Consider the following 25,977-nt stretch of genomic DNA (forward strand, 5'->3'; position numbering starts at 1 on the left):
CTACCCATACCAACAGAACCCGCACGGTCGATACAGGAGACAACACAATGACCTCGCCACACGGCTTTCGCATTCATCCGCGCCCCGCGCACCTTGTCAGCACATCGCTGATGGAGCGATATCGCAATTTCCCAGTCGCCAATGTCAGCGATGCCATGAGCCGCACGACGGGGACCAGTCAATTGCGCCCCTTCCATCGTCGCGACGGCAATCTGGTCGGACGAGCGCTGACCGTTCGCACGCGCCCCGGTGACAACCTCATGGTCCACAAGGCCATCGACCTTTCCGGACCCGGCGATGTCATCGTCGTCGATGCCGGCGGCGTGGGACCAAACGCCATCATCGGCGAAATCATGCTGGCGCTCGCCATCTCGCGGGGAGCTGCCGGTTTTGTCATCGACGGTCTGATTCGCGACAGCGACACGATTGGCAAGGAGCCCCTGCCCGTCTATGCGCGCGGCGTTTCGCACCGGGGCCCCTACAAGGATGGCCCGGGAGAACTGCACGTGCCGGTCTCCATCCACGGCATGGTGGTTCGGCCTGGCGACCTGATCATTGGTGATGGCGATGGTTTGCTGGTCGTTCCCGCCGAGGAAGCGGAAGCGATTGCGGTCCGCGTCGAAGACGTGCAGCGCATGGAAGCTGGCGTGCTGGAATCGATTGCGCAAGGTCGCGCCGACCGCACCTGGGTGGACCGCTCCCTGGCTGACAAGGGGATCCTGTGAATCGGCCGCGTTCTGCAAAGCGCCAGGTCGTTCGATTCGACTATTGGCTGGATCCCGCATTCAATCGCATTGTGGGCGAAGCCGCCGATGTCACGCTGCACACGTGCCAGCGCGAAGGTGCTGATGAAGAGGCGTGGGCCCGCCTTTCGGAAGCCCACGTGTATCAGATTACGGCCGCCAAGGACGAACTGCCTCGACGCTGGTTCGTGACGACCGAGCTTCTCGCGCGTTGTCCGCATCTGCTGGCCGTGTCGTCGAGCGGCTCTGGTTGCGACACGATCGATATCGAAGCCTGCACGGCCGCGGGTGTGGCCGTGATGAATCAGGCTGGCGGCAACGCCGATTCCGTGGCGGAGATGGCGTTCGGGCTGATGCTAGCGGTGATGCGCCGCATCCCTGAATCGGACCAGCGCATGAAGACCCATACCACCGGCAGCCGCGAAGACCTGATGGGCCACGAACTCCGTGGACGCACTTTAGGCGTGGTCGGCGTCGGACATGCCGGGAGCCGCGCTGCAGCGCTGGGCCGCGCCTTCGGCATGCGCGTGATTGGCTATGACCCGTATCTCGATAGCGCAGAGATGGCAAAGCGCGGCGCCAAAGCCGTCTCATTCGACGAGTTGCTGCGCACGTCCGACATCGTGTCGCTGCACTGCCCGCGCAACGCCAGCACGCTCGGGATGATGAATGCTGCAGCCTTCGCGGCAATGCGTCGAGGCAGCATCTTTGTCAGCACTGCACGAGGCGGTATCCACGATGAGGCAGCCCTTTACGCGGCGCTGTCCAGCGGACACCTTGCGGGCGCTGGCCTGGACGTCTGGGACCAGGAACCGCCTCCTCCCGGCCATCCACTTCTGACGCTCGACAACGTCGTTGCCACCTTTCACACGGCAGGCGTGACACATGACGCCCGACGCAGGAACGCTACATTGGCCGCCACGCAAATCCTGGCATTGCTGGCAAAAGGCGAGAGGCCCGAACGTCTGGTGAACCCGGAAGTGTGGCCCAGGGTGCGCCAACGGATGGAAGCAGCCTCGCTCGTTAGCGCTAGCTGACCACGCACGCAATCATCACAACAATACGCCGGCCAGATAGGTCGGTGAGGAGACAAGATCATGCACAGCAACCCCGACTTCCGTCGTCGGCGCCTATCCCTTTATCTTGCCGCGAGCTCATTCGTCGGTATGGCGGGCGCCCTGGCATCCGCCTCATCACAGGCGCAACCCGCCGCCTGGCCGAATCGGCCCATCGAGATGATCGTGGCTTACGCACCGGGTGGCGGCACCGATCTGGTCGCCCGCCTGCTCGCAAGGCATCTTGAGAAAGAGCTCGGCGCAACCATCGTGGTCCAGAACAAGCCAGGGGCCGGCGGCGCCATTGGCTTTGCCGAACTGGCGCGCGCCACGCCAGACGGCTACACCATCGGCTTTATCAACACACCGAACCTGTTGACGATTCCTATCGAGCGGAAGTCGACGTTCACGTGGAAGAGCTACGACCTCATCGGCAACCTGGTAGACGATCCGGGCGCATTCACCGTCCACCAATCGAGCAATATCGATTCTTTGGCAACGCTCGTGAAGTATGCCAAGGCCAATCCGGGCGCCGTCACAGTCGGCACCACGGGCGTGGGCTCGGATGACCATCTCGCGATGCTGCTGTTCGAGCGGGCGGCGGCCGTGAAGATGACGCATGTGGGCTACAAGGGTGCCGGCGAAGTACGCGGCGCGCTGGCGGGTCAGCAGATCACCATTGGCGCCATCAATGTCGGCGAAGCGCTGGCCTACCAGAAAGGCGGCACGCCGCTGAAATTCCTGGGACAGATGGGACTGTCGCGTGCTGTGCTGGCGCCCAATGTGTCGACGTTCCGTGAGCAGGGCTACAACATCGAGCTCGCGTCATTGCGCGGGCTGGCCGCACCGAAGGGCCTGCCGGAGCCGGTCAAGAAGAAGCTCGTCGATGCCATGGCCAAGGTTGCGGCGGACCCGCAGTTCAAGCAACAGGCCGACGCCATGTTTGCGCCGCTGCGCTACCTCGCTCCGGCCGCATACGCCGCCGAACTCGAACGCGGCGAAGCAGGTTTCCGTCAACTGTGGAAGGAAATGCCATGGCAAGAAAAGTGAGCGGGCTTTGCCGAATGGCGACGGGCACGTAGCGCTGGTGTGCCCGTCGCTGCCGCTCGCATTGTCGCGTCGGAGCGAGCCCGTTCAGTCGCTATGACGCCATGGGTGCGACCGACGCACCCTCGATTCCATGACGTGCGAGCGCGTCCGCAACGAAGCCGGAGGCCTTCATTTCCTCGACGAATTGCCGTAGCACGTCCACCGCCTCAGGGCTTCGGGCCTTGGGAATGCCCATGGCCTGCTGGATGACCATGAAGCGGCCCGGCAGCAGCCTCAGGCCCGGCGTGCGCGCGGCATCGGCCTCCAATTGCTGCCGAACGCCCGCAGCCACGTCCGCATCCTGTTCCAGGAATGTTTGCACGACCGATGGCGACGTCGGGGCGCGCACGATCTGGGCATGCTGCAACGCGCGCGTGAGATACAGGTCGTAGGCACTCCCTGTGCCCACGACAACACTGCGTCCAGCACGGTCGACTTCGTCGTTGGTTCTGACCGGGGAGTCGTTCTTGACCAGGTATGCGCCCTCGATCAGCACGTAGGGTGCGGAGAACGCAATGCCCGCTCCGCGGACCGGATCGACGGCAAAGAATCCGAAGTCGGCCTGTTCGGCCGTGACCGCATCGACCGACTTTCCCGCGGAGTCGAACACGACAAGTTCCAGCGGTATGCCAAGGCGACGCGCAAACTCGCCGGCCAGGTCTACTGAAACGCCGAATGGTTTTCCGTCTGCATCGAGGTTCGCGAGGATTGGGTTGCCAACATTGATGGACGCGCGAAAGATTCCAGTCGGCGCAAGCTCGCGCCGTGCATCGTCATAACTCATGGTGCCTCCGGAGTGTGTGATTCAGTTCGCCTTGGCGTTCGCATGTCGATCCAGCAGGGCCTTCACGGCCGGGTCCATCGCAATGCCCTTTTCGCGCTGATGCCTCAGCTTGTCGAGCTCGATCTCTCCGGGAACGATCACCGGCTTGCCAGGCTCGGCCGGTGCGCTGCCATGGAGGATATCCGCAAAGTCCTTCATGCGCGCAGCCAGCCATTGCGTCGGGCCTAGTCGCCGGGTATCGATCAGGATAAAGAAATGGCCGAGGTTCTGTGGCTCGTCAGGTGCATCGACCCACGACTTGACGTGCGTGAGGTACGCGGCGTCCGAGAGCAATCCAGCGAAGAGATCGACCATCAGCGCCAGCCCATAGCCCTTGTGCCCGCCAATAGGCAGCAGAAAGCCATCGAGGGCGGCTTTAGGATCCGTGGTTTGTCGTCCTTGCGCATCGGTGGCCCAGGAATCCGGAATGGGCTGCCCTGCCTTGAGCGCATTGCGGATCTTGGCGCGCGCGGCCACGCTCATGGCCATGTCCAGCAGGAAGTGGCGGCCGTCATGCCCGGGTACGCCAAAGCCCAGCGGGCTGTTGCCCAGACGCGCATCGCTGCCGCCCCACGGCGCGATGGTCGTCGTGGCGTTGCTGCCAATCATGCTGGCGAACCCGGCTTGCGCCGCAATGTAGCTGTAGGGCGAAACCGGCCCGAAGTGGTTGCTGCCCCGCACGAAGGCCATGCCGATGCCGAATTCCCCGGCGACTTCCATGGCGGCGCGCAGTGCCTTCATGCCCGCGAGCGGCCCAACGGCGTTGCCGCCATCGACTTTTACCAACGCCGGTGCCGCGCGTTCGACGGTGATGGCCGGGCGTGCCGAGATGCCGCCGGACAAAAGGCGTTCGCCATAGGATTCGATGCGGGACAGGCCATGAGTACTCAACCCGAAAAGATCTGCCAGCACGAGGATGTCAATGACATCACGGGCATCGTTTTCGGTCAGGCCCAGGCCCTGGAACGCACGCGTTCCGAGTTGGCGGAGTTCGGCTTCGGATAGGAAAACTCGATCTTGTTGCATGCTGGAAAATCTCTGAAGGTTTTAGTTGGCCTGGATACCTGCGCTGCGGATGACGGTGCCCCAGCGCTGTTGTTCGCCTCGAATGAATGCCGCGAACTCGGCACTGCCGGCGCCTTCGGGCGTGCTGGCGTCCTCTGCAAGGCGTTGTCGCACCAGTGGCGTAGCCAGGGCCTTTACGGCCTCGGCATGGAGACGACTGACAACCGCTGCGGGCGTGCCTGCGGGTGCCAAAAGCCCGAACCATTGGGAGCTTTCGAATCCCGGGTAGCCTTCCTCGGCAATGGTGGGAACGTTGGGGATCGGCGCCAGGCGTTGTGACGATCCAACCGCGAGGATGCGCAGCTTTCCGGCCTTGGCGTGTTGCAGAATGCCGGCCAGGCCCGCCGATGCGGCGTCGATGTTGCCGGCGAGCAAGTCGGTAATCTGCGCGCCGGTGCCTTTGTACGGCACGTGCACAAGATCGATATGCGCGGTCTGCTTGAGCATTTCGAAGGCGACGTTGCCAGCGCTACCGTTGCCCGCCGATCCGTAGGTCATCGCGCCAGGCTTCGCCTTGGCCTGCTTGATGAATGCCTTGATGGAATCGCTATGGACGGTAGGTCCCACGGCGAACACCATCGGCACTTTCGCGAGCAACGTCACCGGCGTGAAGTCCTTCGCGGCATCGTAGGGAAGCTTGCGCATCATGGCTGGGTTGACGGCAAGCGTGCCAACGTGACCAAGAACCAGCGTATAGCCGTCGGGCGCGGCGCGTGCGGTTTCCTGCATCGCGATGACACCCTGGCCGCCGCCCTTGTTGTCCACCACGATCTGTTGGCCAAGGCCCTTCGACATTTCGGCCGCGATGACGCGGGCAATGGCGTCCGAGCTTCCGCCGGGACCGTATGGCACGATCAGGCGGATTGGTCTGACGGGTGTCCACGTCTCCGCATGCGCGGGAATCAGCGCAGTGGCGAGCGGAATCGCGAGGGCGGCAAGCGCGGCACGGCGCGACATGCCCCGGATCGGCTCGCGTATTTTCTTTGGCATTTTGTCTCCTGCGTTAGTCAGGACAGCATGACGTCGCCGTCCGTGCTGCGCATCATCGCGTGTACTGGATTACGGTGTAAAGTGCAAAAATCACACGTATTATTGCGCCCAACACATGAATTTCGATCTTGCGGATTTACGGGCTTTTTTGGCTGTTGCCGACCTGGGCAGCTTCAAGGCGGCTTCAGACGCGATGTTCTTGTCGCAGTCGGCGCTGTCGCGTCGGGTGGACAAACTGGAAGAGGCGCTGGGCGTCGCGCTTTTCACGCGGACTACCCGGAAGGTCGAGTTGACGACGCTGGGCCGCATGTTTGTCCACAAGGCGCGCAACGTCATAAACGAGTTGGAAGAGGCCATGCTCGGCATACAGACCGTTTCCGAGCGGCTGTCGGGCGAGGTGACGCTGGCCTGCGTGCCGTCCGCGGTCGGACATTTCCTGCCTTCCGTAGTGGGGCCGTATCACGCGCGATATCCGGGGATACGGCTGCGCATCATTGACGAGTCCTCCGGGGATGTCCTGCTTGCCGTCACGCGCGGCGATGCCGATTTCGGACTGACCTATATCGGGACACAGGAGCCCGACATCGAATTCTGCCCATTGATTGAAGAAGCGTTTGTTGTTGCCTGTCGCAAAGGGCATCCGTTGGCTACGCAAAAAAGCGTCCAATGGAAAGACCTTGGAGGGTTTGACTACATCACGCTCGCGCAAGGCAGCGGTAATCGCTTGCTGATCGACCAGGCCTTGGCGCGACTGCCGGTCAGACCGCGCTGGTACTGCGAGGTAAACCATGTACCCGCCTTGGTAAGTCTGGTCGAGGCGGGCCTGGGAATCGGTGTGGTGCCGAGAATGGCGTTGCCGCCGAAATCCAGCAGTGGGCTACTTGCGATACCACTGACAGAACCAGCGATCACCCGAACCCTGGGATTGATCTCTCGCCGAGGACGCCCGCTGGCGCCGGCCGCGCAGTTTCTCTTTGACATGCTGATCCAGAGAGGCGCAGCGAAACCACCGGGCGCGTGACATCGAACCACGCACACAGAAGCGGCAATTTCGGCACCCTCCTCTTCTGATTTATCGGCGAATTAAAAATGATGCAGCACCGACGGCACTGCGCTTACCTAGAATCGCAGGGTCGCGTTCGCCCGGTGAGATTGGTATATGGACCGAATGCATGCCGTGCTGATGGCGCTGGAGCGGACGTACCAGGCTGCGCTGGACGACAGTGCATGGACCGACGCGCTAGCGGGCATGACGAAAGTGCTCGATGCGCCTTGCGGCATGGTGGTCGACGCCGAGACGCCGACCAGGCTGCTGGCGTCGGTTGGTATGGATCGCGAGGCCGTCACCCTGCTCAGCCACGAACTGAGCCACAACTGCCCCGCGTGGATTCGCACGCTACCGGAAGGCGTGCCGACACGGCAGACCGCCCGCATTAGCGACGTGGAGTTTGCCCGTTCCGAGCTCTATCAGCACTGCATCCGCAAGGTAGACGGCTTCTACGGCATGCTCGTGCCATTGCCGCAGCGTGAGCGCAGGCCGCGCTATTTCGTGGCAGGGCGCCTGCTAGGTCAGCCCGATTTCGATGCCGACGACGTCAGGCTTGCCGCATACATGGCGCCGCATTTGCAAGCCGCGCTAGCGGTGCGATCGCGCCTCGATATCGTTTCGGTACAGACGCACTGCATATATGACGCGCTGGCCCATGTCCATGTGGGCGTGATCCTGCTGGATGCCCGCCTGCGCCCCGTCTTCGTCAACGCACGCGCGGAGGCGCTGGCTGGCGATGGGCTGTTGATTTCGCGCGACAAGATATCGGCGTCGCATCCCCACGAAGTCGAGCGCCTACACGCTGCAATCGCCAGCACAGCACTCATGGGCAACGCGCAATGCCCTGGTCCCACCTGTTACCTGACAAGACAGCCGCCGCATGCGCCATTACAGGTGACGCCCGTGCGATTCGACGCCGCCATATCGGGCGGACCCGCGGGCGCGCGACTACTGCTGCTAGTTACCGAGGGCAAAGGCACGTGCGGAAAGGACATGCGCACGTGGGCGCAGTACCGCTTCACGCAACGCGAATCAGCCCTTGCAGACCACCTTGCGTCCGGCGCCAGCCTGGCCGCTGCCGCCGAGAGTCTGCAGATCAGCATCGAAACCGCCCGCACGCATCTGAAGCATCTGTTCGCGAAGACGGACACGCGCCGGCAAGGCGAACTCGTTTGCGCATTGCTAGGTGTGCCGCGGCCCCATCTCACCCGTTTCGAGTAGCACCTCCGACACGCGCCCTAACCTCTTTTGGGGAGGTAAGCGGTGCCGTCCGTAACTATATTCTCCACGCGCAAGCAGCGCGCGACATTCCTGCGCTACCGGATCGTACTCTTTTGCGGGATTGCCATGCGGGATTCCCGCTAAATCCTTGTGTCCCGATACAGGCCCGAGGGAAGCCATTTGACGGACTTGGCGATAAGCGGCGTGGTAACGATTCCTGGCTAGCGAGTCATCAAAACGTAACGCCAACTTTCGGTTTTTTTCCGCCGATCGATCTGGGCGAAACATCAATAAGGGGCATTGCAATGCCAACAAGTTTCCGAGATATACATGACAGTCTGGTTGCGCGAGGACTGATCGTCGATCACGATTTTTCCTCTCTCAAGCCTGACGACAAACTGCCTGCCGCCTTGAGGGACGCGCTTGCGCACTATGTGCCTTCCGGCAACGGGATCCAGCTCCACCCACGGGTTCGAGATTTCGATTCGCCAACGCTCCAGGCGATTTTGGATGCACTCAACCGTCCGCATTGTGGCGTACCTAACGGATCGCACGGTCCAACTCAAATTCAGACTTTTGGGTCTCCCGGCGGACGTTGGGACAGAGGCGTCCTGACTTTCTCGATTGACCCTGCGGGAAGCGGGTTGCCGCCTAATGACGTCGTAAATACGATCGCCGGGGCTTTCGCGCAGTGGCAGGCAGCTAGCAGATTTTTCTCTTTCACGCGCGTCGATTCTGGCGGCGACATCCAGCTGCGGTTCGGCGGAACTGAGCTACGGAGCTATTTCGGATCTGCAGGCGGTGTACTGGCGGATGGCGGCTATCCGCCAAGTGGACGGATCAATTTTGATAGTGCCGAAGCCTGGACAACGGCCGGCCTTTTATCCGTCTCGCTTCATGAGATTGGTCACGTACTTGGCCTGTCTCATTCGAATGATCGGCGCTCTCTAATGTACCCATACGACTTGAATGCAGCCGTCATCGACTCGGAGAGCACCGATGCGATAAGGAATCTCTACGGATGGCGCTCCCAAATACAGCTGGGTGACCGGGCCACCAGCGACCGGCCTGCACTTGCGGTGCGGTCACGCGCGACATCGACTCAGACCCTGCATATGGTTTGGAAGGGAACGGGAGACGATCAAGGAATTTATGAATCGCAGCTTATGAACAATGTCTGGAGCCAACAGAAGAAGATCTCAGGCATTGGATCAACCGAAAGCCCCGCACTCGCGACCATCCGCGCGAGTGATACATCAAATGGCCTGATCATGGCGTGGAAAGGAGTCAAGGGCGATCAAGGGCTTTACTACTCGATCATTGGTGACGGCGATTGGGCACCGCAGCGCAAGATTCCAAACGTCGGTTCAAACCATCGCCCCGCGCTAGCAAACTTTAACGGCACGATCTACATGGCGTGGAAGGGCGTGGATGGCGATCAGGGAATCTACTGGTCGATCCTTTCAGGCGGAAACTGGACGCCGCAGCGCAAGATCAACGGTGTGGGGACATCGGCGCCGCCAGCGCTGGCAGCGCTTCATGGCCGACTTTTCATGTTCTGGAAAGGCGTGGAGGGAGACGATCTGGTCTATTGGTCGTCGATCGACAATCAGCCGGAGGCGATATGGCAGCCGCAGAGAGTCGTATCGTATGTCGAGAATGAAACGGAAGGCGGCGTTTGGCGGAATATCGGCAATAGCAATGGCCCATCGGCGACCGTCAGAGGGAATCGCATCCTGCTCGCGTGGAAGGGCATTCCCGGTGACTCTGGCATTTATTTCTCTCTTTTCGATGGCAATGAGTTTACTGGCCAGATCAACGTGGCTGGCGTCGGCACGTCGCAAGGGCCAGGCGTGTGTACGATAGGCGGGATCACGCACATGCTGTGGAAGGGAGTCCAGGGCGACAACACCATCTGGTGGTCTACACTCTGAAACAGGTGGTTGAATGGCGCCTCTGCGTGACTGGCTCGATCTGGCTGCTTTCGGTTCCGTTGGCGCCGGCCAGCACCGCCGCCGTACAGAGCACCCCACATCAACGATGTGTTGCGGCGCAACGGATGAATCGCTCATTGCTTTCCGGCCTCGTATTCCCGTCCGGCATCGACGCAAGTGCGATGCCGCTTCTTGCCGGGCGGGCGTTGCGCGGCTTCTGCGATGGCTTCGTGGCTGTGCTGTTGCCCGCTTACCTGCTGGCGCTTGGCTTCGACCAACTCGCCGTGGGGCTGATCAGCAGTGTCACGCTGATCGGCTCCGCAATCGCAACCATTCTGGTCGGACTCATCGGGAGCCGCTTTCCCCAACGCCGCCTGCTGATATGGGCGGCGGTCCTGATGGCCGTTACCGGCGCGGCTTTTGCGGGACTGTCGTCGCTCTGGCCGCTCCTGATCGTCGCGTTTGTCGGCACGCTGAACCCCAGCTCGGGGGACGTCAGTGTGTTCCTGCCGCTCGAGCAGGCGCGGCTGACCGAGGCTGCGGCCCCCGAGGCGCGCACGGCATTGTTCGCGCGTTACGGGCTCGCAGGGTCCCTCTCCGCTGCGTTCGGTGCGTTGGCCGCGGCGATACCTGGCTGGCTTGGCTCGCACACCAGCCTGTCTTTCCTGGCCGCCATGCGCCTGATGTTCATGGTTTATGCCTTGACGGGCATTGCGCTGTGGGCGCTCTATGCAAAGTTGCCCGAACCTCACGCGCAGTCGACATCGATCACGCCGCTGGGGCCCTCACGCCGGATCGTCATCCGGCTCGCGCTGCTGTTCAGTGTGGATGCGTTTGCAGGCGGCCTTGTCGTCAATGCCTTGCTGTCGCTTTGGTTGATGCAGCGTTTCGGGATGGCTCCGGGCGCGGCCGGCCAGTTTTTCTTCTGGGCCGGACTATTGACCACGGCTTCCCAGCTTGCCGCCGTTCCCCTGGCCCGAAGAATCGGGCTATTGAACACCATGGTGTTCACGCACATCCCATCCAGTGCGTTTCTGATTGCCGCCGCCTTTGCCCCATCGTTGCCGCTGACCTTGATGTTGCTGCTCGCGCGCAGTGCGCTGTCTCAGATGGATGTGCCGACGCGGACCGCATTCGTGATGGCGGTGGTCACTCCCCCGGAACGGACCGCGGCGGCAAGTTTCACCGCAGTGCCGCGCAGCCTGGCCGCCGCGATCAGCCCGGTGCTTGCCGGTGGGCTCATGACCTTGGGTTGGACTGGCGCGCCGCTGCTTGCCTGTGGTGTATTGAAGATCGGCTATGACCTGGCCATACTTGCCGCGTTTCGGCGCGTTGGCCCGCTCGACAGATGAGACTCAAACCATCTCACTGACGGCCGCCTGAATCTGCTGCCTGAGCCATACGGCCGCCGCATCGGCTTGCGTGCGCCGGTTGTGGATCAGTTCGATATCGAACCCGGTATCGGCCAGTTCTTCTGGAACTTCAAGAATCTGCACCTCGGGAGAGGCCAGGCGATGCGCCACCCGTCTGGCAACGGTGGCAACCAGATCGCTTTGCGCCACCGCCAACGGCAACGCGACGATATGCGAGAAGGTCGCCGCGACACGCCGTTGCCGACCGAGCTTGTCCAGCCTGCCATCGACGACCCCGCGGCGCGATCCACTATCGCCGGGGGCAAACAGTGCGTGGGGCAGTTGCAGATAGGTCGAGAGGTCGATCTGGCGCCGTCGCTTGCCAGCGCGCAGTTGCGGATGTGAACGGCTGGCGATGCAGACGAAGTCCTCTTCATACAACGTGGTTTGCACCATGCGCTTCGGCGCGGACAGGTGTCCGCCAATCGCGACGTCGACAATGCCTTGGTCGAGTTGCTCGTAGATCGCGGCACGGTCGAGCGCCATGATCCGCAGATCGATCTCAGGCGCCTGCCGCCTGAGCCTGCCGATAACGTGCGGCAGCAGGACGATGTCGGCGTAGTCGGTGGCTGCGATGGTAAAGCCGCGTCCAGCCGGTGCGGCGGGATCGAAAGCCACCGATTGGCCCACCGCCTGGCGAACGTGATCTAGCGCCGCGGAAATCCCGGGCATCAGCGTGTGCGCCAGCTCCGTGGGCTCCATCCCTGCATGGCTGCGCACAAACAGCTCGTCGCCAAATAGCGTCCGGAGGCGGGTCAGCGCATTGCTTACCGACGGCTGGGCGCGGTTCAGGCGCCTGCCGGCAAGCGTCACACTGCGCGTCTGATACAGCGCCTCAAATGCCACGAGAAGATTCAGATCGATGCGGGATAGATTCATTTCATGAATTTAACGGATAACGAATATCCATTTCAAGAATCCGTGGCGCATCGGTACGATTTGCTCTCCCCTCCCCTTCGTCCGCCTTCCGGACAGCGCCAAATGCAGACCGTACTTGTGACCGGCATCGAGCCATTCGATGGTGAAACCCTGAACCCTTCGTGGGAGGCGGCCCGCGCCGTCGATAACCGCGTGATCGGCGGCGCCCGCGTGCTGGCCCGGCGGCTGCCCTGCGTGATTGCCGAGGTCAGGCAGGCGCTCCTGGATGCCATCGCGGAGGTCGATCCCGTTGTCGTCCTGTGCCTGGGACAAGCGGGCGGACGTAGCGACGTGTCGATCGAACGCGTGGCGATCAACGTCGTCGACGCGCGCATTCCCGACAACGCGGGCCGGCAGCCCGTTGACGAGCCGGTGATTGCCGGCGGTCCTGCCGCCTACTTCTCTTCGCTGCCGATCAAGGCGCTGGTCAGCCGCCTGCGTGCGTCTGGCATCCCCGCATCGGTCTCGCAGACAGCCGGCACCTACAACTGCAATGCCATCTTTTACTCGCTGCTGCATTACATTGCGACCGAGCGGCCGGCCCTGCGCGGGGGATTTATTCACGTCCCCTATCTGCCGCAGATGGCCGCTGCCCATCCCGGTGCGCCCAGCATGGATGTTCGCGTGCTGATCGAAGCCATCGAGATCATGGTTGCGACGGCGCTTGAAGTCTCGATCGATCTCAAGGAAATTGGCGGCGCCACACACTAGCCGCATAACGGCATGCGAAATCGGTCGTTACGCGTCGAAAGAATTGCTGCACGATGTCTTTCGTGCTCATTCGACGAGAAACCCGAAGGACAACCGCATGCCATTTCAAGAACCCCTTGCGCCTTTGATCGCAACCGAGACGGATGCCGCGCCGCCGACGTCGACGCCACAACCGCTGCCTCCGGCTGCCGATGTGGCAATACTCCGCCAGCGAGCCAAAGCGCTGCTGCCCGACATCGCACGAGACGCCGCACAGCGCGAAATCCATCGCGAACTGCCTTTCGATTTTGCGCGCCGGGTAGCCAACGCCGGTCTGCTGACGTTCCGCATTCCGAAAGCGTATGGCGGCCCCGGTGGCAGCATGCGTGACGCCATCCGCTTTGTGCAGGAACTGGCCGCCGTCGATGCCAACCTCGCCCAGGCATTGCGGCCCAATTTCGGACTTATCGAAGGCCTGCTCGCGGGTCACGACAACGAAGCCGACCGCAAGCGCTGGTTTGCCCGGCTGCTAGGCGGCCAGATCGTCGGCAATGCCGGCGTGGAGCGCGGCGGCAAGCATGGTGACATCCAGGCCACCATCGCTCGTGAGGCCGATCACTATGTGGTCAACGGCACCAAGTACTACAGTACCGGCGCGCTCTATGCCGACTGGATCAGCTCAATCGCCGTGGATGAGGCTGGCAAGGAAACGCACTTCACGGTGCCTCGCGATCGAGCCGGCATGATGCTGCTCGATGATTTCGACACCATCGGTCAGCGGCTGACTGCCAGCGGCACCACCCAATTCACGAACATGCGCGTCGAGCCCGAAGAACTGCGCGCAAGCCACTTGCCACGCGACCGCCGCAATCCCGTATCACCGGTCTTTCAGCTATTCCTCGCCGCGACCGAAACCGGCATCGCACGCAACGCGCTGGACGATGCGGTCTGGTTCGCGCGCAACAAGGCCCGGCCGATCAAGCACAGTTCGGCCGAGCGATCGGTGGACGATCCTTACGTGCAGGAAACCATTGGTCAGATCGCCGCGCAGGTGTTTGCGGCCGAAGCCGCCACGCTGCGCGCGGCCGACTCCATCGACGCCGCCTGGGCGGACAACCTCAGCAATGCCTCACTGACCCAGGCGTCGATCGACGTCGCCCAGGCGCAGTACTTCGCCGTCGCAGCGGCGCTGAAGAGTGCGGAGCTGGCGTTCGATGTCGGCGGGGCATCCGCCTGCGATCGCCAATACAATCTTGACCGGCACTGGCGAAATGCCCGCACCGTGGCCAATCACAATCCGCGTCAGTGGAAGGCGGCCGCCGTGGGCGCATGGCTGCTGAAGGACCAACCGCCCCCCACGACCGGCCTGTTCTGAGGACACGCCGTCCCAAAAAACGATGCGGGCGGCGTTGCTATCGGCGGTGATCGAAACGGCGAGCCAGCCGCTCGCCCGCGAACTGCACCACCGTCACCAGCACTATCAGGATTGCGATCACATTGAACATGACCGCCGTTTCATAGCGCTCGTAGCCATAGCGGATCGCCAGATCGCCGAGGCCACCCGCCCCTACGGCGCCCGCCATCGCGGACGATCCGATCATCGCGATCACCGTCACCGTAGCGCCGCCGATCAGCGCCGGCAGTGCCTCCGGCAACAACACGTGCCGCACGATATGCCAACGTCGGCAGCCCATGGCGCGCGCCGCCTCGATCAACCCTGCGTCGGTTTCATTGAGCGCCACCTGCGACACCCGCGCAAAGAATGGAATCAGATGCGCGCTCAGCGGCACCACGGCAGCCCAGGTGCCCATCGTCGTGCCGACGATCAGCCGCGTAACCGGCAGCATGGCCACCAGCAGGATGATGAACGGGATAGAGCGAAACATGTTGACCAGCACCGACAGCACGCGGTTGGTGCGCGGCCGCGGGCTCAGCCCGCCAGGCGCGGTAACGGTCAGCACGATGGCCAGCGCCATGCCGACGACAAACACTACGAGGCACGCGCTGCCGGTCATCAGCAGCGTTTCGCCAAACGCCTTCAGGTACTTCTCAGCCATTGGCAACACGATGGGATACCTCCACAGAATGTCCGTTCGCCGAGAGGCGCTTGCGTAGCGGGCGTAGCAGCGACAGCGTGGCCTCGGCCTGCGGGTCGGCAAACACGCGCCAGACCGGCCCCTGCTCCTGCACCTGGCCGTGGTCCAGCACCAGTACGCGGTCGCACGCTTCTTCGATCACGGCCATGTCGTGCGTGATCAGCACCACGGTCAGACCGAGCTGCTTGTTGATATCCCGTAGCAGCGCCAGGATCTGCTCCGTCGTTTCGGGATCGAGCGCCGAAGTCGCTTCGTCGCACAGCAGGATCTCCGGGCGATGCACCAGCGCCCGCGCAATACCGACGCGCTGTTTCTGCCCGCCGGACAGCATCGCCGGGTAGGCGTGGGCCTTGTCCGCGAGTCCAACGGTCGCCAGCAGGTCGCTGACCCGGCCGTCGATCTCGCTACGTGGCACGCCGGCCACGCGCAGCGGAAGCGCGACATTGTCGAAGACGGTCTTCGCCGACATCAGATTGAAGTGCTGGAAGATCATGCCGATGCGCCGGCGCAGCCCGACCAGACCATCTTCATCGAGCTTGCCGACGTGCGTGTCGTCGATCCATACATGACCGCGGTCCGGCCGCTCCAGCATGTTGATGCTTCGCAGCAGCGTCGACTTGCCCGCGCCGCTGCGGCCGATGATGCCGAATACCTCGCCGCGCTCAATCGTGAACGAGACGTCCACTAGCGCAGGCGCTGCGGCGCCCACATAGGTTTTGCCAACGCGATCGAACACGATGTGCGGGTCGCGCGTCGGCCATTGCGAAATCGTGCGCATGTCATCGCCCCTGTTCACAAGCGCCTCAGAACGCCGGAATGACCGACCCCTGATACTTGGTCAGGATGAACTTGCGCACTGCCTCCGATTGATAGGACTTGACGAGCTGCGGCACCCACGGTGCGGCGCGGTCCTTCTCACGCACGGCAATCACGTTGACGTAGGGGTTGTTTTCGCGCTTCTCCACCGCAATGCCATCGCGAGTGGCGATCAGGCCGGCCTGATAGGCGAACGTGTTGACGATGGCGGCGGCGTCCACGTCCGGCAACGCACGTGGCAGCACCACCGACGCGCTTTCGATAAATTCGAGCTTGCGCGGATTGGCCGTGATATCGGCCAGCGTGACGGTGCCCGTGTAAGGATCGAAGCCATCCTTCAGCTTGATCAGGCCATGGTCGCGCAGAATGACCAGCGCACGGGTCTGGTTGCTGGGATCGTTGGGGATACCAATGCGCGCGCCGTTCGGCAGCGCTTCCAGAGATTTCACCTTGCGCGAATAGAACGCGATCGGCGAGATCAGCGTGTCGCCGACATTGGTGATCTTGTAGCCGCGCTGCTTGATCTGGTCACGCAGGAACGGAATGTGCTGGAACGAGTTGGCGTCCAGATCCCCGTTGTTCAACGCCTCGTTGGGGCTGGCGGTGCCGGTGATGATCACCGTTTCCACCTTCAGCCCGTTCTTGGCAGCTTCCCGCGTGACGACCTCCCAGATCTCCTCGTCGACACCGCCACGTACGCCAACCTTGAGCGTCTTGCTGCCCGCTGACTGGGCGTAGGCCGATGCGATCGGCAGGGCGGACAGCGACAGGGCCAGCGCGGCAATGAGACCAAAGGCGGAGCGTCGTTTCATGATGACAGGTGCGAGAGTTTGGGAGCCACCAGTCTATGAATCGCGCCGCCCGCGGTCCACGAAGTAATCCGAGATAGCAAATGCGGACTACGCCGCCGCGCGCGTGTGTGCCCTGCCCGCTGGCCGCGCCAGGCCCATATGCTCGCGCAAGGTGCCGCCCTCGTAGTCCGTGCGAAACAACCCCCGGCGCTGCAGGATGGGTACCACACCATCCACGAAATCCTGAACGCCGTCTGGCAACACATCGGGCATCAGGTTGAAGCCGTCGGCCGCGCCGCTGCGGAACCAGTGCTCGATGTCGTCGGCAATCTGCTCGGGCGTACCGACGATGACGCGATGTCCACCGCCGCCGGCAAGCTCACGGATCAGCGCTCGCACCGTCAGGTTCTGGCGCTGCGCCAGTGCAATCGTCGCGCGAAAGAACGTGTGATTGCCGTTGGCAGGCAGCGCGAGCCCATCCGGCAACGGGGCATCGAGCGATAGTCGGTCGGCAGTCACGCCCAGCGTACCGGCCAGCCGGTTCAGACTGTAGTCCCACGGAATCAGGTCGATCAGCGCATCGCGGCGTTGCCGTGCCTGTGCCTCGGTGGCGCCGATGATCGTCGTCAGCCCCGGCAAGACCTTAATCGCGCCGCGCCCGCGGCCCAGCGCCTCGGCACGTTGATTGAGGGCCAGGCGGTACTCGCGCGATTCCTCCAGCGTTTGCGATGCGGAGAACACCGCTTCGGCATGTCGCGCGGCCAGTTCGCGGCCATCGTTCGAGCCGCCGGCCTGGAACAGCACAGGATGCCCCTGTGGTGGCCGCGGCAGGTTCAGCGGCCCCTGCACATCGAAGCACGGGCCATGGTGGGCGATGGGCTGCAGGCGGGCCGTGTCCACGAAGCTGCCCAATTGCTGGTCACCCACGAACGCGCCGTCTTCCCAGCTATCCCAAAGCGCCTTCACGACGTTGGTGAATTCGTCGGCGCGCGCGTAGCGTTGTGCATGATCAGGCGGCGCCGCGCGGCCGAAATTGCGCGCGGACCCGGCATCGGCGGTCGTCACGACGTTCCAGCCAGCGCGCCCGCCGCTGACATGATCGAGCGTGGCAAAGCGCCGCGCGATGTTGTACGGCTCGTTGTAGCTGGTGGACGCCGTGGCCACCAGTCCGATATGACGCGTGGCCATCGCTACGCAGGCAAGCAGCAAGGTGGGCTCCAGCGCGGTAATCGGCCGGAAATTGATTTGGTCAGCAATGGCGGCGTTATCGGCCAGGAAGATGGCGTCGAACTTGCCCGCCTCGGCGATCTGCGCCAGCCGGACATAGTGCTGCACATCGACAAAGGCCCGCGGATCGCTACCGGGCAGGCGCCAGGCCGACGGCACAAAGCCCGAGTGAAGCGCGTTGAGATTCAGGTGAAGCTTGGCAGGCGGCAAGGCAGCGGTCATGACAGAGATACGCGTGTGCGCGTTGGCAATGATGTCTGGCCGATGAGCATAGGGAAGGCTTTCGTGGGCGGGAACGAACGAAAGCCGATATCGATATGCCGTGCTTCTTGCGTGGCCGGTTGGGCGTCGCGAAAACCGGATAAGCATCGGCCAAATGCTTCGTTCCATTGCGTGGCAGGCTGGCGTAGGTTCATGCGATGTTCCTCACAAAAAGGCCTCAAATGAGCAGCGTATTTCCGTTCGAACGCCGTGGCACGTTTACGCCCAACCCCGAACCGCAGCAGAAGTTCTGGTTTGATCCGGTCCCTGCAAGGCCGACCATCGAGGCCGAGCGGCGCCATCGGCAGGAACGGTTGGCCGGTGCGTTCCGGATCTTCGCGCGCCAGGGATTTGCATTGGGGCTGGCCGGCCATATCACCGCGCGCGATCCCGAGTTTCCCGACCACTTCTGGGTCAACCCGCTTGGCGTGCATTTCTCGCGTATGCGGGTGTCCGACCTGCTGCTGGTAAATGCGCGGGGCGAGACGGTGGTCGGCAACCGGCCGTTGAACAAGGCGGCCTTCGCAATCCACGCGGCGATTCATGAAGCGCATCCGCATATCGTCGCGGCCGCGCACACACATTCCACCTATGGCAAGGCGTGGTCCACGCTCGGACGCTTGCTGGACCCGCTGACGCAGGACGCATGCTCGTTCTTCGAAGACCATGTCCTGTTCGACGACTTCACGGGCATGGTGGTGGACACGGCCGAAGGCCACCGGATAGCCCAGGCGCTGGACAAGGGCAATGGCCGGACTCACAAGGGCGCGATCCTGAAAAACCACGGCATCCTCACCGCCGGCCCGACCATCGAAGCCACGGCGTGGTGGTATATCGCACTGGAAAACGCCGCCCATACCCAGTTGCTGGCCGAGGCCGCCGGCACGCCGCAGCCCATCGACGAGGCAACGGCCCGCCATACGCATGGGCAGGTCGGGGGCAACGAAGGATCGTTGCACGCCTTCGAAAGCCTCTACGCGGGACTGGTGGAAGCCGAGCCCGACCTGCTGGACTGATCCGCGACTCACCTCCGCTTCACCCCCTCTTCCGCCCCCAAGCCCGATCGTGGCACGGGGGCGCAGTCATCTTCCATTCCGCTGTACCGCTCCCCTTACGCTGCTGGCATTGCCGTGTCGTCCACGTCCTGTGCATGCCATCGTTCGCACCGAAGACATGCCACCAAGCATCCGTGAGCAGCTCACAGCGGTGGGCTGCTCAGTCACAGCAGCGTCTTCATATGCTTCGGCAAAACCGTTCGTTTGCTTCCCAATGCCCCGGCCCTAAGCTACGTCCATGTATTTCAAGGCGGACATGCGTGCCGCCCGACAAAAGCGAAGGAGCATGGAACGATGATCGTGCAGGCCGGCATTGCAGAGGACGCCCAAGACACCAGCCTGGGTCTGGCCGCTTACGCGGCGCTGCGCCGCGACATCCTGTCCTGCAAGCTGGTGCCGGGTGCGCTGGTCACCGAAGGCGAGTTGATGACCGCCTATGGCTTTGGCAAGAACAGCTGCCGCATCGCGCTTACCCGACTGGCGCATGACCGTTTGATCTTCGCGCGGCCCCGCCGTGGCTATCAAGTGGCGCCGATCACGCTCAAGGACGTCGAAGAGGTGTTTGCGCTGCGCGTGCAACTGGAGCCGATGGCCGCCAGGCTCGCCGTCGGGCGCGTCGATACGGCGTTGCTGCGCGGGCTGGAAGCGGCGTGCCGCGACGAATACGCGATTCCGGCGCCGCGCCGTATCGACAAGTTCATGGACGCGAACAAGCAGTTCCACCTGGCCATCGTCCACGCCACCGGCAACGAACGCCTGACGCGCACGCTGTCGTCGCTGATGGATGAGATGTCGCGGCTGGTGGCGCTTGGCTTCAACGTCCAGCGTGTGCGCCCAGAAATCCGCCATGACCACAACTCGCTGATCAAGGCATTCGAGGATCACGACGAAAAATCCGCAGAAACGATTGCGCGCCGCCACATCGAGGCGTTTCGCGCCCAGACCATGGAAAAGGTCTACGCCAGCCTGTCGCAGGCCGGCACGTACCTGCCGATGCGTTTGGCCGGAGGTGTCGCATGAATCCGCCTGTTCTGTCTGCACACGGCATCGTCAAGCGCTTTGGGACCACCACGATCCTCGACCGGATCGACGTGACCGTGCATCGTGGCGAAGTACTGGCGCTGGTGGGTCCGTCCGGCTGCGGAAAAAGCACGCTGCTGAACATCCTGTCCGGCCTGTTGACCCCTGACGCGGGCCAGCTCGCGGTGGATGGCGTACCCGCGCCGCAGGTGTCTGACTGGCGCCGTATCGCCTACATGTTCCAGGAGGACCGGCTGCTGCCCTGGCGCACCGTGCGCGACAACGTCGCGTTCGGCCTTGAAGCCGGCAACCTGTCGACATCCGATCGACGCCGCCGCGCAGACGACATGCTGGAGCTCGTTGGCCTGCACGCGCGTGGCGACGCCTGGCCGCACGAGTTGTCGGGCGGCATGCGCAGCCGCGTGGCACTGGCCCGCAGCCTGGCCGTCCAACCGGAAGTCCTGCTGATGGACGAGCCGTTCTCGAAGCTCGATCCCCAGACGCGCAGCCAGATGCATGCGGAACTGCTGCGCATCCAGGCCGGCAACGGCATGACCGTGGTGTTCGTGACGCACGATATGGAGGAAGCGGTGGTGCTGGCCGACCGTGTGGTCCGGCTCGCAGCGCGGCCGGGCCGCGTAGCCGACGTGGTCAACCTGGCCGATCTGGTGCGGCCGCGCGTGCCCACCGAGCCCATCGTGGCGGAACAGGTGCGCGTACTGCGCGCCGCGGCATGAGGAACACCACCGTGACCACCATCGCCGTCCGTCATGTTGCCACGCTGGTGCTGCAACGCCTGTTGCTGGTTGCGCTGCTGCTGGCGCTCTGGTGGTGGGGTGCCGCGCGGGTGCCATCGTTCGTGCTGCCCGGCCCCGAAAAGGTTGGCGTCGCGCTGCTTGCGCTGTGGCACAGCGACACCTTCGCCACCGACGTGGCCGCCACGTGCCAACGGGTGCTGTCGGGCTTTGTGCTGGCCACCATCGTTGGCAGTGGCCTGGGGCTGACGCTAGGCGCCAGCCGCGTGCTGGCCGGCTTTTTCGAGCCGGTGCTGACGCTCTTGAACACCGTGTCGTCTGCGATCTGGGCCATCTTCGCGATCATCTGGTTCGGCATTTCGGATGCCACGACGGTCTTTGTGGTGTTCATGACCGCCATGCCTCTGATCCTGACCAACGTCTGGGAAGGCACCAAGACCGTCGATCCGCACTATGTCGACCTCGCACGCAGCTTCCGCATGTCTCGCGTGCAGATACTGCGCAAGATCTACGTGCCGACGATCCTGCCCCATTTCTTCGCCGGTGCCCGGCTGGCCTTCGGTTTCGGCTGGCGGGTGTCGCTGGTGGCGGAGACGATCGGCTCGTCCAGTGGTATCGGCTACCGGCTGCGGCAAGCCGCCGACCTGGTGCAGACCGACCAGGTGTTTGCGTGGACCGTGCTGCTGGTCGGCCTGATGCTGTTGCTCGAAGGCGGTTTGCTCAAGCCCGCCGAGCGCCGACTGTTCCGCTGGAAAGCATCCGCGCGGCCGTCGTCCACGCCCTCCGTTTCTCTTCAAGCCTGAGGATTTCATCGTGCGCAAGCTACTTTCAGCGGCCGCCGCCGCGTTTTACGCCTATTCCACATTTATCGCGCTGTCCTACGCCGCCATCACCCCGGCCATGGCCAGTGCTGCGGAGCCGGCGCCCACCGTCAAGATCGGCTACTGGACCAGTGGTGTAAGCCTTGGCTATGGCTCGGTCCTGGAAGCCAAGGATTTTCTCGCCAAGCGTGGTGTGCGCGCCGAGTTTGTTCACTTCCCTGACGTCAACGCGCCGCTGCGTGCACTGGCCTCCGGTTCGATCGACCTGGCATTCGGCGCACCGGTAGCCGGCGTGTTCGGGACGGCGGCCGCGGGCGTACCTATCCGCATCTTCGCGGCAACGCAGCCTGCCGACGTGCAGTTCGTCGTGCCCAAGGATTCGCCGATCCAGTCGATCCGTGAACTCAAGGGCAAGAAGGTAGGCATGTCGCCGGCCGGTTCGTCGGTCGCGGTGATTGCAGGCGCCGTGCTGGCCGGCAACTATCAGATCAAGGGCAGCGACTTCGCGCTGGTCGGCGGCAACGAATCGCGCCTGGCCCAGTTCCTGGTGCAGAAACAGGTCGATGCAGCGGCGCTGCGCTCGGTCACTGTGGAGCAGCTTGGTGACGAATTGCCGGTGCGCAAGCTGGGCACGTTCGCCAATGAGTGGAAAACGCTGACCCAGTCCGACGCCGTTCCCTATATCGGCGTGGGGGCCGCGCGATCCGATCTGGTCGACAACCATCCCGAGGTGGTTGCGCGCGTGATTGCGGCATTGCGCGACACGCTGGCCTGGGGCAATGCCAATCGCGACGAAGTCGTCCAGATCCTGCAGAAAAAAGCCAACCTGCCGGCCGATGATGCCAAGGTCTACGTGAGCCATTGGAACGACATGAACCGCGTGGCCTTCGAGCCGGCGGACATCGCCACGCTGCGCCGCCAGCACGCCGTGTTCGTCGAATCCGGCCTGGTCACGGGCGAGCTCAAGGACGACCTCTTCGCGCGCAAGCCCTACGAGCAGGCCAAGGCGCTCAAGTAAGCCCTTCGGCACGCTCCTCACTCTTTCTAGTTTTCCGCTTCCCTTCCCCCAAGGAATCCATCGTGACGCAATTCATGAAAGCGCTGGTGCTTGACGCACACGGCACCCTCGAAGAACAACTGCGCGTGGTCGCCGACAAGCCCGTACCGAAGGCCGACGAAGGCCACGTCGTGATCCGCGTCGGCGCGTCGTCCTTCAACTATCACGACGTCTTCACCGTGCACGGCATGCCCGGCATAAAGGTGCCGTTTCCGGTCGTGATCGGGCTGGATCTGGCCGGCACGATCACCGAACTGGGCGCCGGGGTGACCGGGTGGAAGATCGGCGATCGCGTGCTGGTGAACCCGCTCAAGCCGGGTGTGGGCCTGATGGGCGAGATGACCGATGGCGGCATGGCCGAGTTTGCGCGCGTGGATGCGCGCCAGTTGATCGCGCTGCCCGACAACGTGACGTTCGCGCAAGCGGCCGCGCTGCCGGTGGCCTACGGCACGGCCCATCGGATGCTGATTACCCACCGGACCGTCAAGGCTGGAGACAAAGTGCTGGTACTCGGTGCCAGCGGCGGCGTTGGCACGGCCACGGTGCTGCTGGCCAAAATGCTGGGCGCCGAGGTCATCGCCGCGGCCGGCTCCGACGAGAAAGGCGAGCGCCTCAAGGCGCTGGGCGCCGACCATGTCATCAACTATCGCGAAGTCGACTTCGGCAAGTGGGTGATCGAGCGCTACGGCAAGCCGCAGCGGCGCACCTTCGAGGGCGGCGTGGACGTCATCGTCAACTTCACCGGCGGCGACACCTGGCTGCCGTCGATCAAGAGCCTGAAGCGCGGCGGCACGCTGCTGGTGTGCGGCGCCACGGCCGGCCATGATCCCAAGGAAGATCTGCGCTACGTGTGGAGCTTCGAGCTGAACATCAAGGGGTCGAACAGCTTCTACGACGACAACCTCAAGGCTCTGCTGGCACTGGTTGCCGAAGGCAAGCTCGATCCAGTGATCGACAGCGAGTTGCCGTTGGAGCATGCCGCCCGTGGACTGGCGCTGATCCGCGACCGCGCCGTGCTGGGCAAGGTCGTGGTGACGCCCTGAACCGCGCGTCGACATCTGTCCGGCTCTTTCCACGCCAACTACCTTTCATCGAGACCCGATCATGACGCAAGCCCTTTCCCAACCCTCCGCCGCCGACGTCCAGGCTCGACTGCTGCGCGCGCCCTATCACCAATGGCTCGGCCTGCAGGTCGAATCCGTCGCCGAAGGCGAGATCACGCTGACCGCGAAATTCCGTGACGAATGGATCGTCAACCCCGACGGCGGCTATATCCACGGCGGCATCCTGGCCGCGCTGGTCGACCTTGGCGCCGACTGGGCGCTGGTATCGCACACCGGCAAGGGCGTGCCGACGGTCGATCTGCGCGTGGACTACCATCGCCCGGCGCGCGGCGATCTGAAGGTGGTGGGCACCGTCATCAAGACGGGCCGCCTGGTAAGCGCGGCCGAGGCCAACGTTTATGACGCGGAAGGCCGTCTGGTTGCCAGCGGCCGCGGCGTCTACGCCACCCCTGCGCAGGGCTGACGCATCATGGCCGCTGATACGCACGCCGCTTTGGCCAGCCATTCAGGCCGCAACCTTAGCAGCGTCATCGCGCGCGATGCCGATCCTGCCGCGCTGGCCATCGTTGGCATCGGTGCCAACGGCGAGGCCTCCACGCACACGTTTGGCGATATCGACGCTGCCGCCGACGCCGTTGCGCGGGGCCTGCTGCGGCGTGGCCTGGCGCAGGGCGACCGCATCGCCCTGCTGGGGGTGAATTCGGTCGACTACGTGGTGTCGCTGCTCGGCATCATGCGCGCCGGGCTGGTCGCGGTTCCGGTGAACTTCAAGCTGCCGCAGACGCTGGTGGACTATATCGTCGCCGATAGCGGCGCGCGGCTTGTGCTGTGCGACGCGGCGCACCATGCGCAAGTGCCAGCGGGCACGCTAGCCATCGTGTTCGGATCGCCCGAGCATGCGGCCCTGGTTGCGACGGACGGCGATACAACGCCCCTCACGCCGTACGTACCGGCCGACGACGACCTGGCGCTGCTGCTTTATACGTCCGGCTCCACGGGACGTCCCAAGGGTGTGCGCCTGAGCCACGCCAGCCATCTGTGGGTGGTGCGGACACGCCAGGCCAGCACGCCGCTGGCCAACGAGCGGGTGCTGATTGCCGCGCCGCTGTACCACATGAACGCGCTGGCGCTGATCCTGCTGGCGCTGGCCTGCCACGCGCCGTCGGTGCTACTGCCGCAGTTCCAGGCCGCCGCCTATATCGATGCCATCGGACGCTACCAGTGCACCTGGCTGACGGCTGTGCCGCCGATGATTGCCATGATGCTGCGCGAGCGCGCGCTGCTGGCGCGCACCGACCTAGGTAGCGTCCGCGCCGTGCGCATGGGGTCCGCTCCGGTCAGCCCGGCGCTCAAGGCGCAGATTCATCAGCTGTTGCCCAACGCGCGCGTGATCAATGCCTATGGCACCACCGAGGGCGGCCCTGTCGTGTTCGGTCCGCATCCGGATGGACTGCCCACGCCCGCGCAATCGGTCGGCTATCCGCATCCCGCTGTGGCGGTGCGGCTGATCGACGAGCAGGGTCAGGCTTCCAACGAAGGCGTCCTGGAGCTGCGCAGCCCCGGGCTGATGCTCGGCTACCACGGGCGCGCGGAGCTGCGGCCTTTCACCGCTGATGGCTACTACATCACCGGCGACGTGTTTCGCCGCGATGCCGAAGGCTTCTACACCTTCGTGGGCCGGCGCGACGACATGTTCGTCAGCGGCGGCGAAAACCTCTATCCGGGCGAGATCGAGAAGGCGCTGGAGCGCCACGAGGCGGTGCAGCAGGCCAGCGTCGTGCCGGTGCCTGACGAGATCAAGGGCACCAAGCCGGTGGCCTTCGTGGTGCTGCGCCCGGGCATCGCGCCACCGACCGAACACGCGCTGCGCGAATGGTCGCTGACGCAATTGGCCGCCTACCAGCATCCGCGCCGCATCTGGTACGTCGATGCGCTGCCCCTGGCCGCCACACAGAAGATCGATCGCCGCGCACTGGCCGAGCAGGCCGTGCGCCTGCTGCTTCCGTAAAGATCCATCCGATTGCAA

At 63.7% G+C, this 25,977-nt stretch carries 24 protein-coding genes and 1 pseudogene; 17 read left to right on the forward strand and 8 right to left on the reverse strand.

The features are described 5' to 3' along the window. The first annotated feature begins 47 nt into the window (after positions 1–47). The 3 genes from AC1RKI_RS09425 to AC1RKI_RS09435 all read left to right on the forward strand — a co-directional run bounded on the left by AC1RKI_RS09425 (position 48) and on the right by AC1RKI_RS09435 (position 2,848). Positions 48–725, forward strand: coding sequence for an RraA family protein (locus AC1RKI_RS09425; protein WP_492797664.1), 678 nt, complete (start codon positions 48–50; stop codon positions 723–725). Beyond that, positions 722–1,780, forward strand: coding sequence for a hydroxyacid dehydrogenase (locus tag AC1RKI_RS09430; protein ID WP_492797611.1), 1,059 nt, complete (start codon positions 722–724; stop codon positions 1,778–1,780). The genes AC1RKI_RS09425 and AC1RKI_RS09430 overlap by 4 nt, the downstream gene beginning before the upstream one ends. A gap of 198 nt (positions 1,781–1,978) precedes the next feature. Continuing rightward, positions 1,979–2,848 carry a tripartite tricarboxylate transporter substrate binding protein gene (locus AC1RKI_RS09435; RefSeq protein WP_411800727.1) on the forward strand — a complete coding sequence of 290 codons (870 nt, stop codon included), beginning with the start codon at positions 1,979–1,981 and terminating at the stop codon, positions 2,846–2,848. Positions 2,849–2,939: 91 nt separating this feature from the next. On the opposite strand, the gene AC1RKI_RS09440 is transcribed toward AC1RKI_RS09435, so the two are convergent. From AC1RKI_RS09440 to AC1RKI_RS09450, 3 genes are read right to left on the reverse strand one after another with little or no spacing between them, the layout of a single operon-like run. Beyond that, the gene (locus tag AC1RKI_RS09440) at positions 2,940–3,671 is read right to left on the reverse strand and encodes an ABC transporter substrate-binding protein (protein ID WP_341249738.1); all 732 of its coding nucleotides are present in this window, start codon (positions 3,669–3,671) and stop codon (positions 2,940–2,942) included. A gap of 21 nt (positions 3,672–3,692) precedes the next feature. Beyond that, positions 3,693–4,736, reverse strand: coding sequence for an Ldh family oxidoreductase (locus tag AC1RKI_RS09445; protein ID WP_150981703.1), 1,044 nt, complete (start codon positions 4,734–4,736; stop codon positions 3,693–3,695). A 21-nt stretch (positions 4,737–4,757) separates the two neighbouring features. Next, on the reverse strand, positions 4,758–5,765 hold the full coding sequence (locus AC1RKI_RS09450) for a Bug family tripartite tricarboxylate transporter substrate binding protein (RefSeq protein WP_341249739.1): 1,008 nt from the start codon (positions 5,763–5,765) through the stop codon (positions 4,758–4,760). A 115-nt stretch (positions 5,766–5,880) separates the two neighbouring features. On the opposite strand from AC1RKI_RS09450, the gene AC1RKI_RS09455 reads away from it, so the two are divergent. The 4 genes from AC1RKI_RS09455 (at position 5,881) to AC1RKI_RS09470 (ending at position 11,320) form a co-directional block, all read left to right on the forward strand. Then, positions 5,881–6,786: a LysR family transcriptional regulator gene (locus tag AC1RKI_RS09455; RefSeq protein WP_150981702.1), complete on the forward strand. Its 906-nt coding sequence runs from the start codon at positions 5,881–5,883 to the stop codon at positions 6,784–6,786. Between the two features lie 138 nt (positions 6,787–6,924). Next, positions 6,925–8,034: a helix-turn-helix transcriptional regulator gene (locus AC1RKI_RS09460; RefSeq protein WP_492797608.1), complete on the forward strand. Its 1,110-nt coding sequence runs from the start codon at positions 6,925–6,927 to the stop codon at positions 8,032–8,034. A 305-nt stretch (positions 8,035–8,339) separates the two neighbouring features. After that, positions 8,340–9,968: a matrixin family metalloprotease gene (locus AC1RKI_RS09465; protein WP_492797606.1), complete on the forward strand. Its 1,629-nt coding sequence runs from the start codon at positions 8,340–8,342 to the stop codon at positions 9,966–9,968. A gap of 125 nt (positions 9,969–10,093) precedes the next feature. Then, complete coding sequence (locus AC1RKI_RS09470; RefSeq protein ID WP_492797604.1) at positions 10,094–11,320, forward strand: MFS transporter; 1,227 nt, start codon at positions 10,094–10,096, stop codon at positions 11,318–11,320. A 3-nt stretch (positions 11,321–11,323) separates the two neighbouring features. On the opposite strand, the gene AC1RKI_RS09475 is transcribed toward AC1RKI_RS09470, so the two are convergent. Continuing rightward, entirely contained in the window at positions 11,324–12,259 is a 936-nt protein-coding gene (locus tag AC1RKI_RS09475; protein WP_150981699.1) for a LysR family transcriptional regulator, read from the reverse strand. A 102-nt stretch (positions 12,260–12,361) separates the two neighbouring features. Between AC1RKI_RS09475 and pcp the strand changes: the two genes are divergently transcribed. Continuing rightward, a complete protein-coding gene (gene pcp, locus AC1RKI_RS09480; RefSeq protein ID WP_227461119.1) occupies positions 12,362–13,009 on the forward strand; it encodes a pyroglutamyl-peptidase I in 648 nt (215 codons plus the stop codon). A gap of 97 nt (positions 13,010–13,106) precedes the next feature. Then, a complete protein-coding gene (locus AC1RKI_RS09485; RefSeq protein WP_492797602.1) occupies positions 13,107–14,363 on the forward strand; it encodes an acyl-CoA dehydrogenase family protein in 1,257 nt (418 codons plus the stop codon). Positions 14,364–14,400: 37 nt separating this feature from the next. Here AC1RKI_RS09485 and AC1RKI_RS09490 read toward each other — a convergent pair whose 3' ends face one another. From AC1RKI_RS09490 to AC1RKI_RS09505, 4 genes and pseudogenes are all read right to left on the reverse strand, one after another. After that, complete coding sequence (locus tag AC1RKI_RS09490; protein ID WP_233474087.1) at positions 14,401–15,045, reverse strand: methionine ABC transporter permease; 645 nt, start codon at positions 15,043–15,045, stop codon at positions 14,401–14,403. 34 nt (positions 15,046–15,079) lie between these two features. Further along, positions 15,080–15,862 (reverse strand): annotated as a pseudogene (locus AC1RKI_RS09495) (methionine ABC transporter ATP-binding protein); the annotation flags it as partial. 25 nt (positions 15,863–15,887) lie between these two features. After that, positions 15,888–16,712, reverse strand: a complete 825-nt coding sequence (locus AC1RKI_RS09500; RefSeq protein ID WP_341249896.1) for a MetQ/NlpA family ABC transporter substrate-binding protein — start codon at positions 16,710–16,712, stop codon at positions 15,888–15,890. Between the two features lie 87 nt (positions 16,713–16,799). Continuing rightward, the gene (locus AC1RKI_RS09505; protein WP_492797599.1) at positions 16,800–18,140 is read right to left on the reverse strand and encodes an LLM class flavin-dependent oxidoreductase; all 1,341 of its coding nucleotides are present in this window, start codon (positions 18,138–18,140) and stop codon (positions 16,800–16,802) included. 221 nt (positions 18,141–18,361) lie between these two features. On the opposite strand from AC1RKI_RS09505, the gene AC1RKI_RS09510 reads away from it, so the two are divergent. The 8 genes from AC1RKI_RS09510 (at position 18,362) to AC1RKI_RS09545 (ending at position 25,959) form a co-directional block, all read left to right on the forward strand. Continuing rightward, a complete protein-coding gene (locus tag AC1RKI_RS09510) occupies positions 18,362–19,195 on the forward strand; it encodes a class II aldolase/adducin family protein (RefSeq protein WP_492797595.1) in 834 nt (277 codons plus the stop codon). Between the two features lie 333 nt (positions 19,196–19,528). Continuing rightward, entirely contained in the window at positions 19,529–20,254 is a 726-nt protein-coding gene (locus AC1RKI_RS09515) for a GntR family transcriptional regulator (RefSeq protein ID WP_244787832.1), read from the forward strand. After that, the gene (locus tag AC1RKI_RS09520) at positions 20,251–20,991 is read left to right on the forward strand and encodes an ABC transporter ATP-binding protein (protein ID WP_061954373.1); all 741 of its coding nucleotides are present in this window, start codon (positions 20,251–20,253) and stop codon (positions 20,989–20,991) included. The genes AC1RKI_RS09515 and AC1RKI_RS09520 overlap by 4 nt, the downstream gene beginning before the upstream one ends. An 11-nt stretch (positions 20,992–21,002) precedes the next feature. Next, positions 21,003–21,812: an ABC transporter permease gene (locus AC1RKI_RS09525; RefSeq protein WP_235430231.1), complete on the forward strand. Its 810-nt coding sequence runs from the start codon at positions 21,003–21,005 to the stop codon at positions 21,810–21,812. A 10-nt stretch (positions 21,813–21,822) separates the two neighbouring features. Further along, complete coding sequence (locus AC1RKI_RS09530; protein ID WP_492797592.1) at positions 21,823–22,848, forward strand: ABC transporter substrate-binding protein; 1,026 nt, start codon at positions 21,823–21,825, stop codon at positions 22,846–22,848. 74 nt (positions 22,849–22,922) lie between these two features. Further along, on the forward strand, positions 22,923–23,930 hold the full coding sequence (locus AC1RKI_RS09535) for a zinc-binding dehydrogenase (protein WP_492797663.1): 1,008 nt from the start codon (positions 22,923–22,925) through the stop codon (positions 23,928–23,930). Positions 23,931–23,991: 61 nt separating this feature from the next. Beyond that, positions 23,992–24,414, forward strand: a complete 423-nt coding sequence (locus AC1RKI_RS09540; RefSeq protein WP_061954379.1) for a PaaI family thioesterase — start codon at positions 23,992–23,994, stop codon at positions 24,412–24,414. 6 nt (positions 24,415–24,420) lie between these two features. After that, positions 24,421–25,959 (forward strand): class I adenylate-forming enzyme family protein, encoded by a 1,539-nt coding sequence (locus AC1RKI_RS09545; protein WP_492797590.1) that lies wholly within the window; start codon positions 24,421–24,423, stop codon positions 25,957–25,959. The last annotated feature ends 18 nt before the right edge of the window (positions 25,960–25,977 follow it).

The organism is Cupriavidus sp. GW822-FHT06G04, assembly GCF_058799075.1.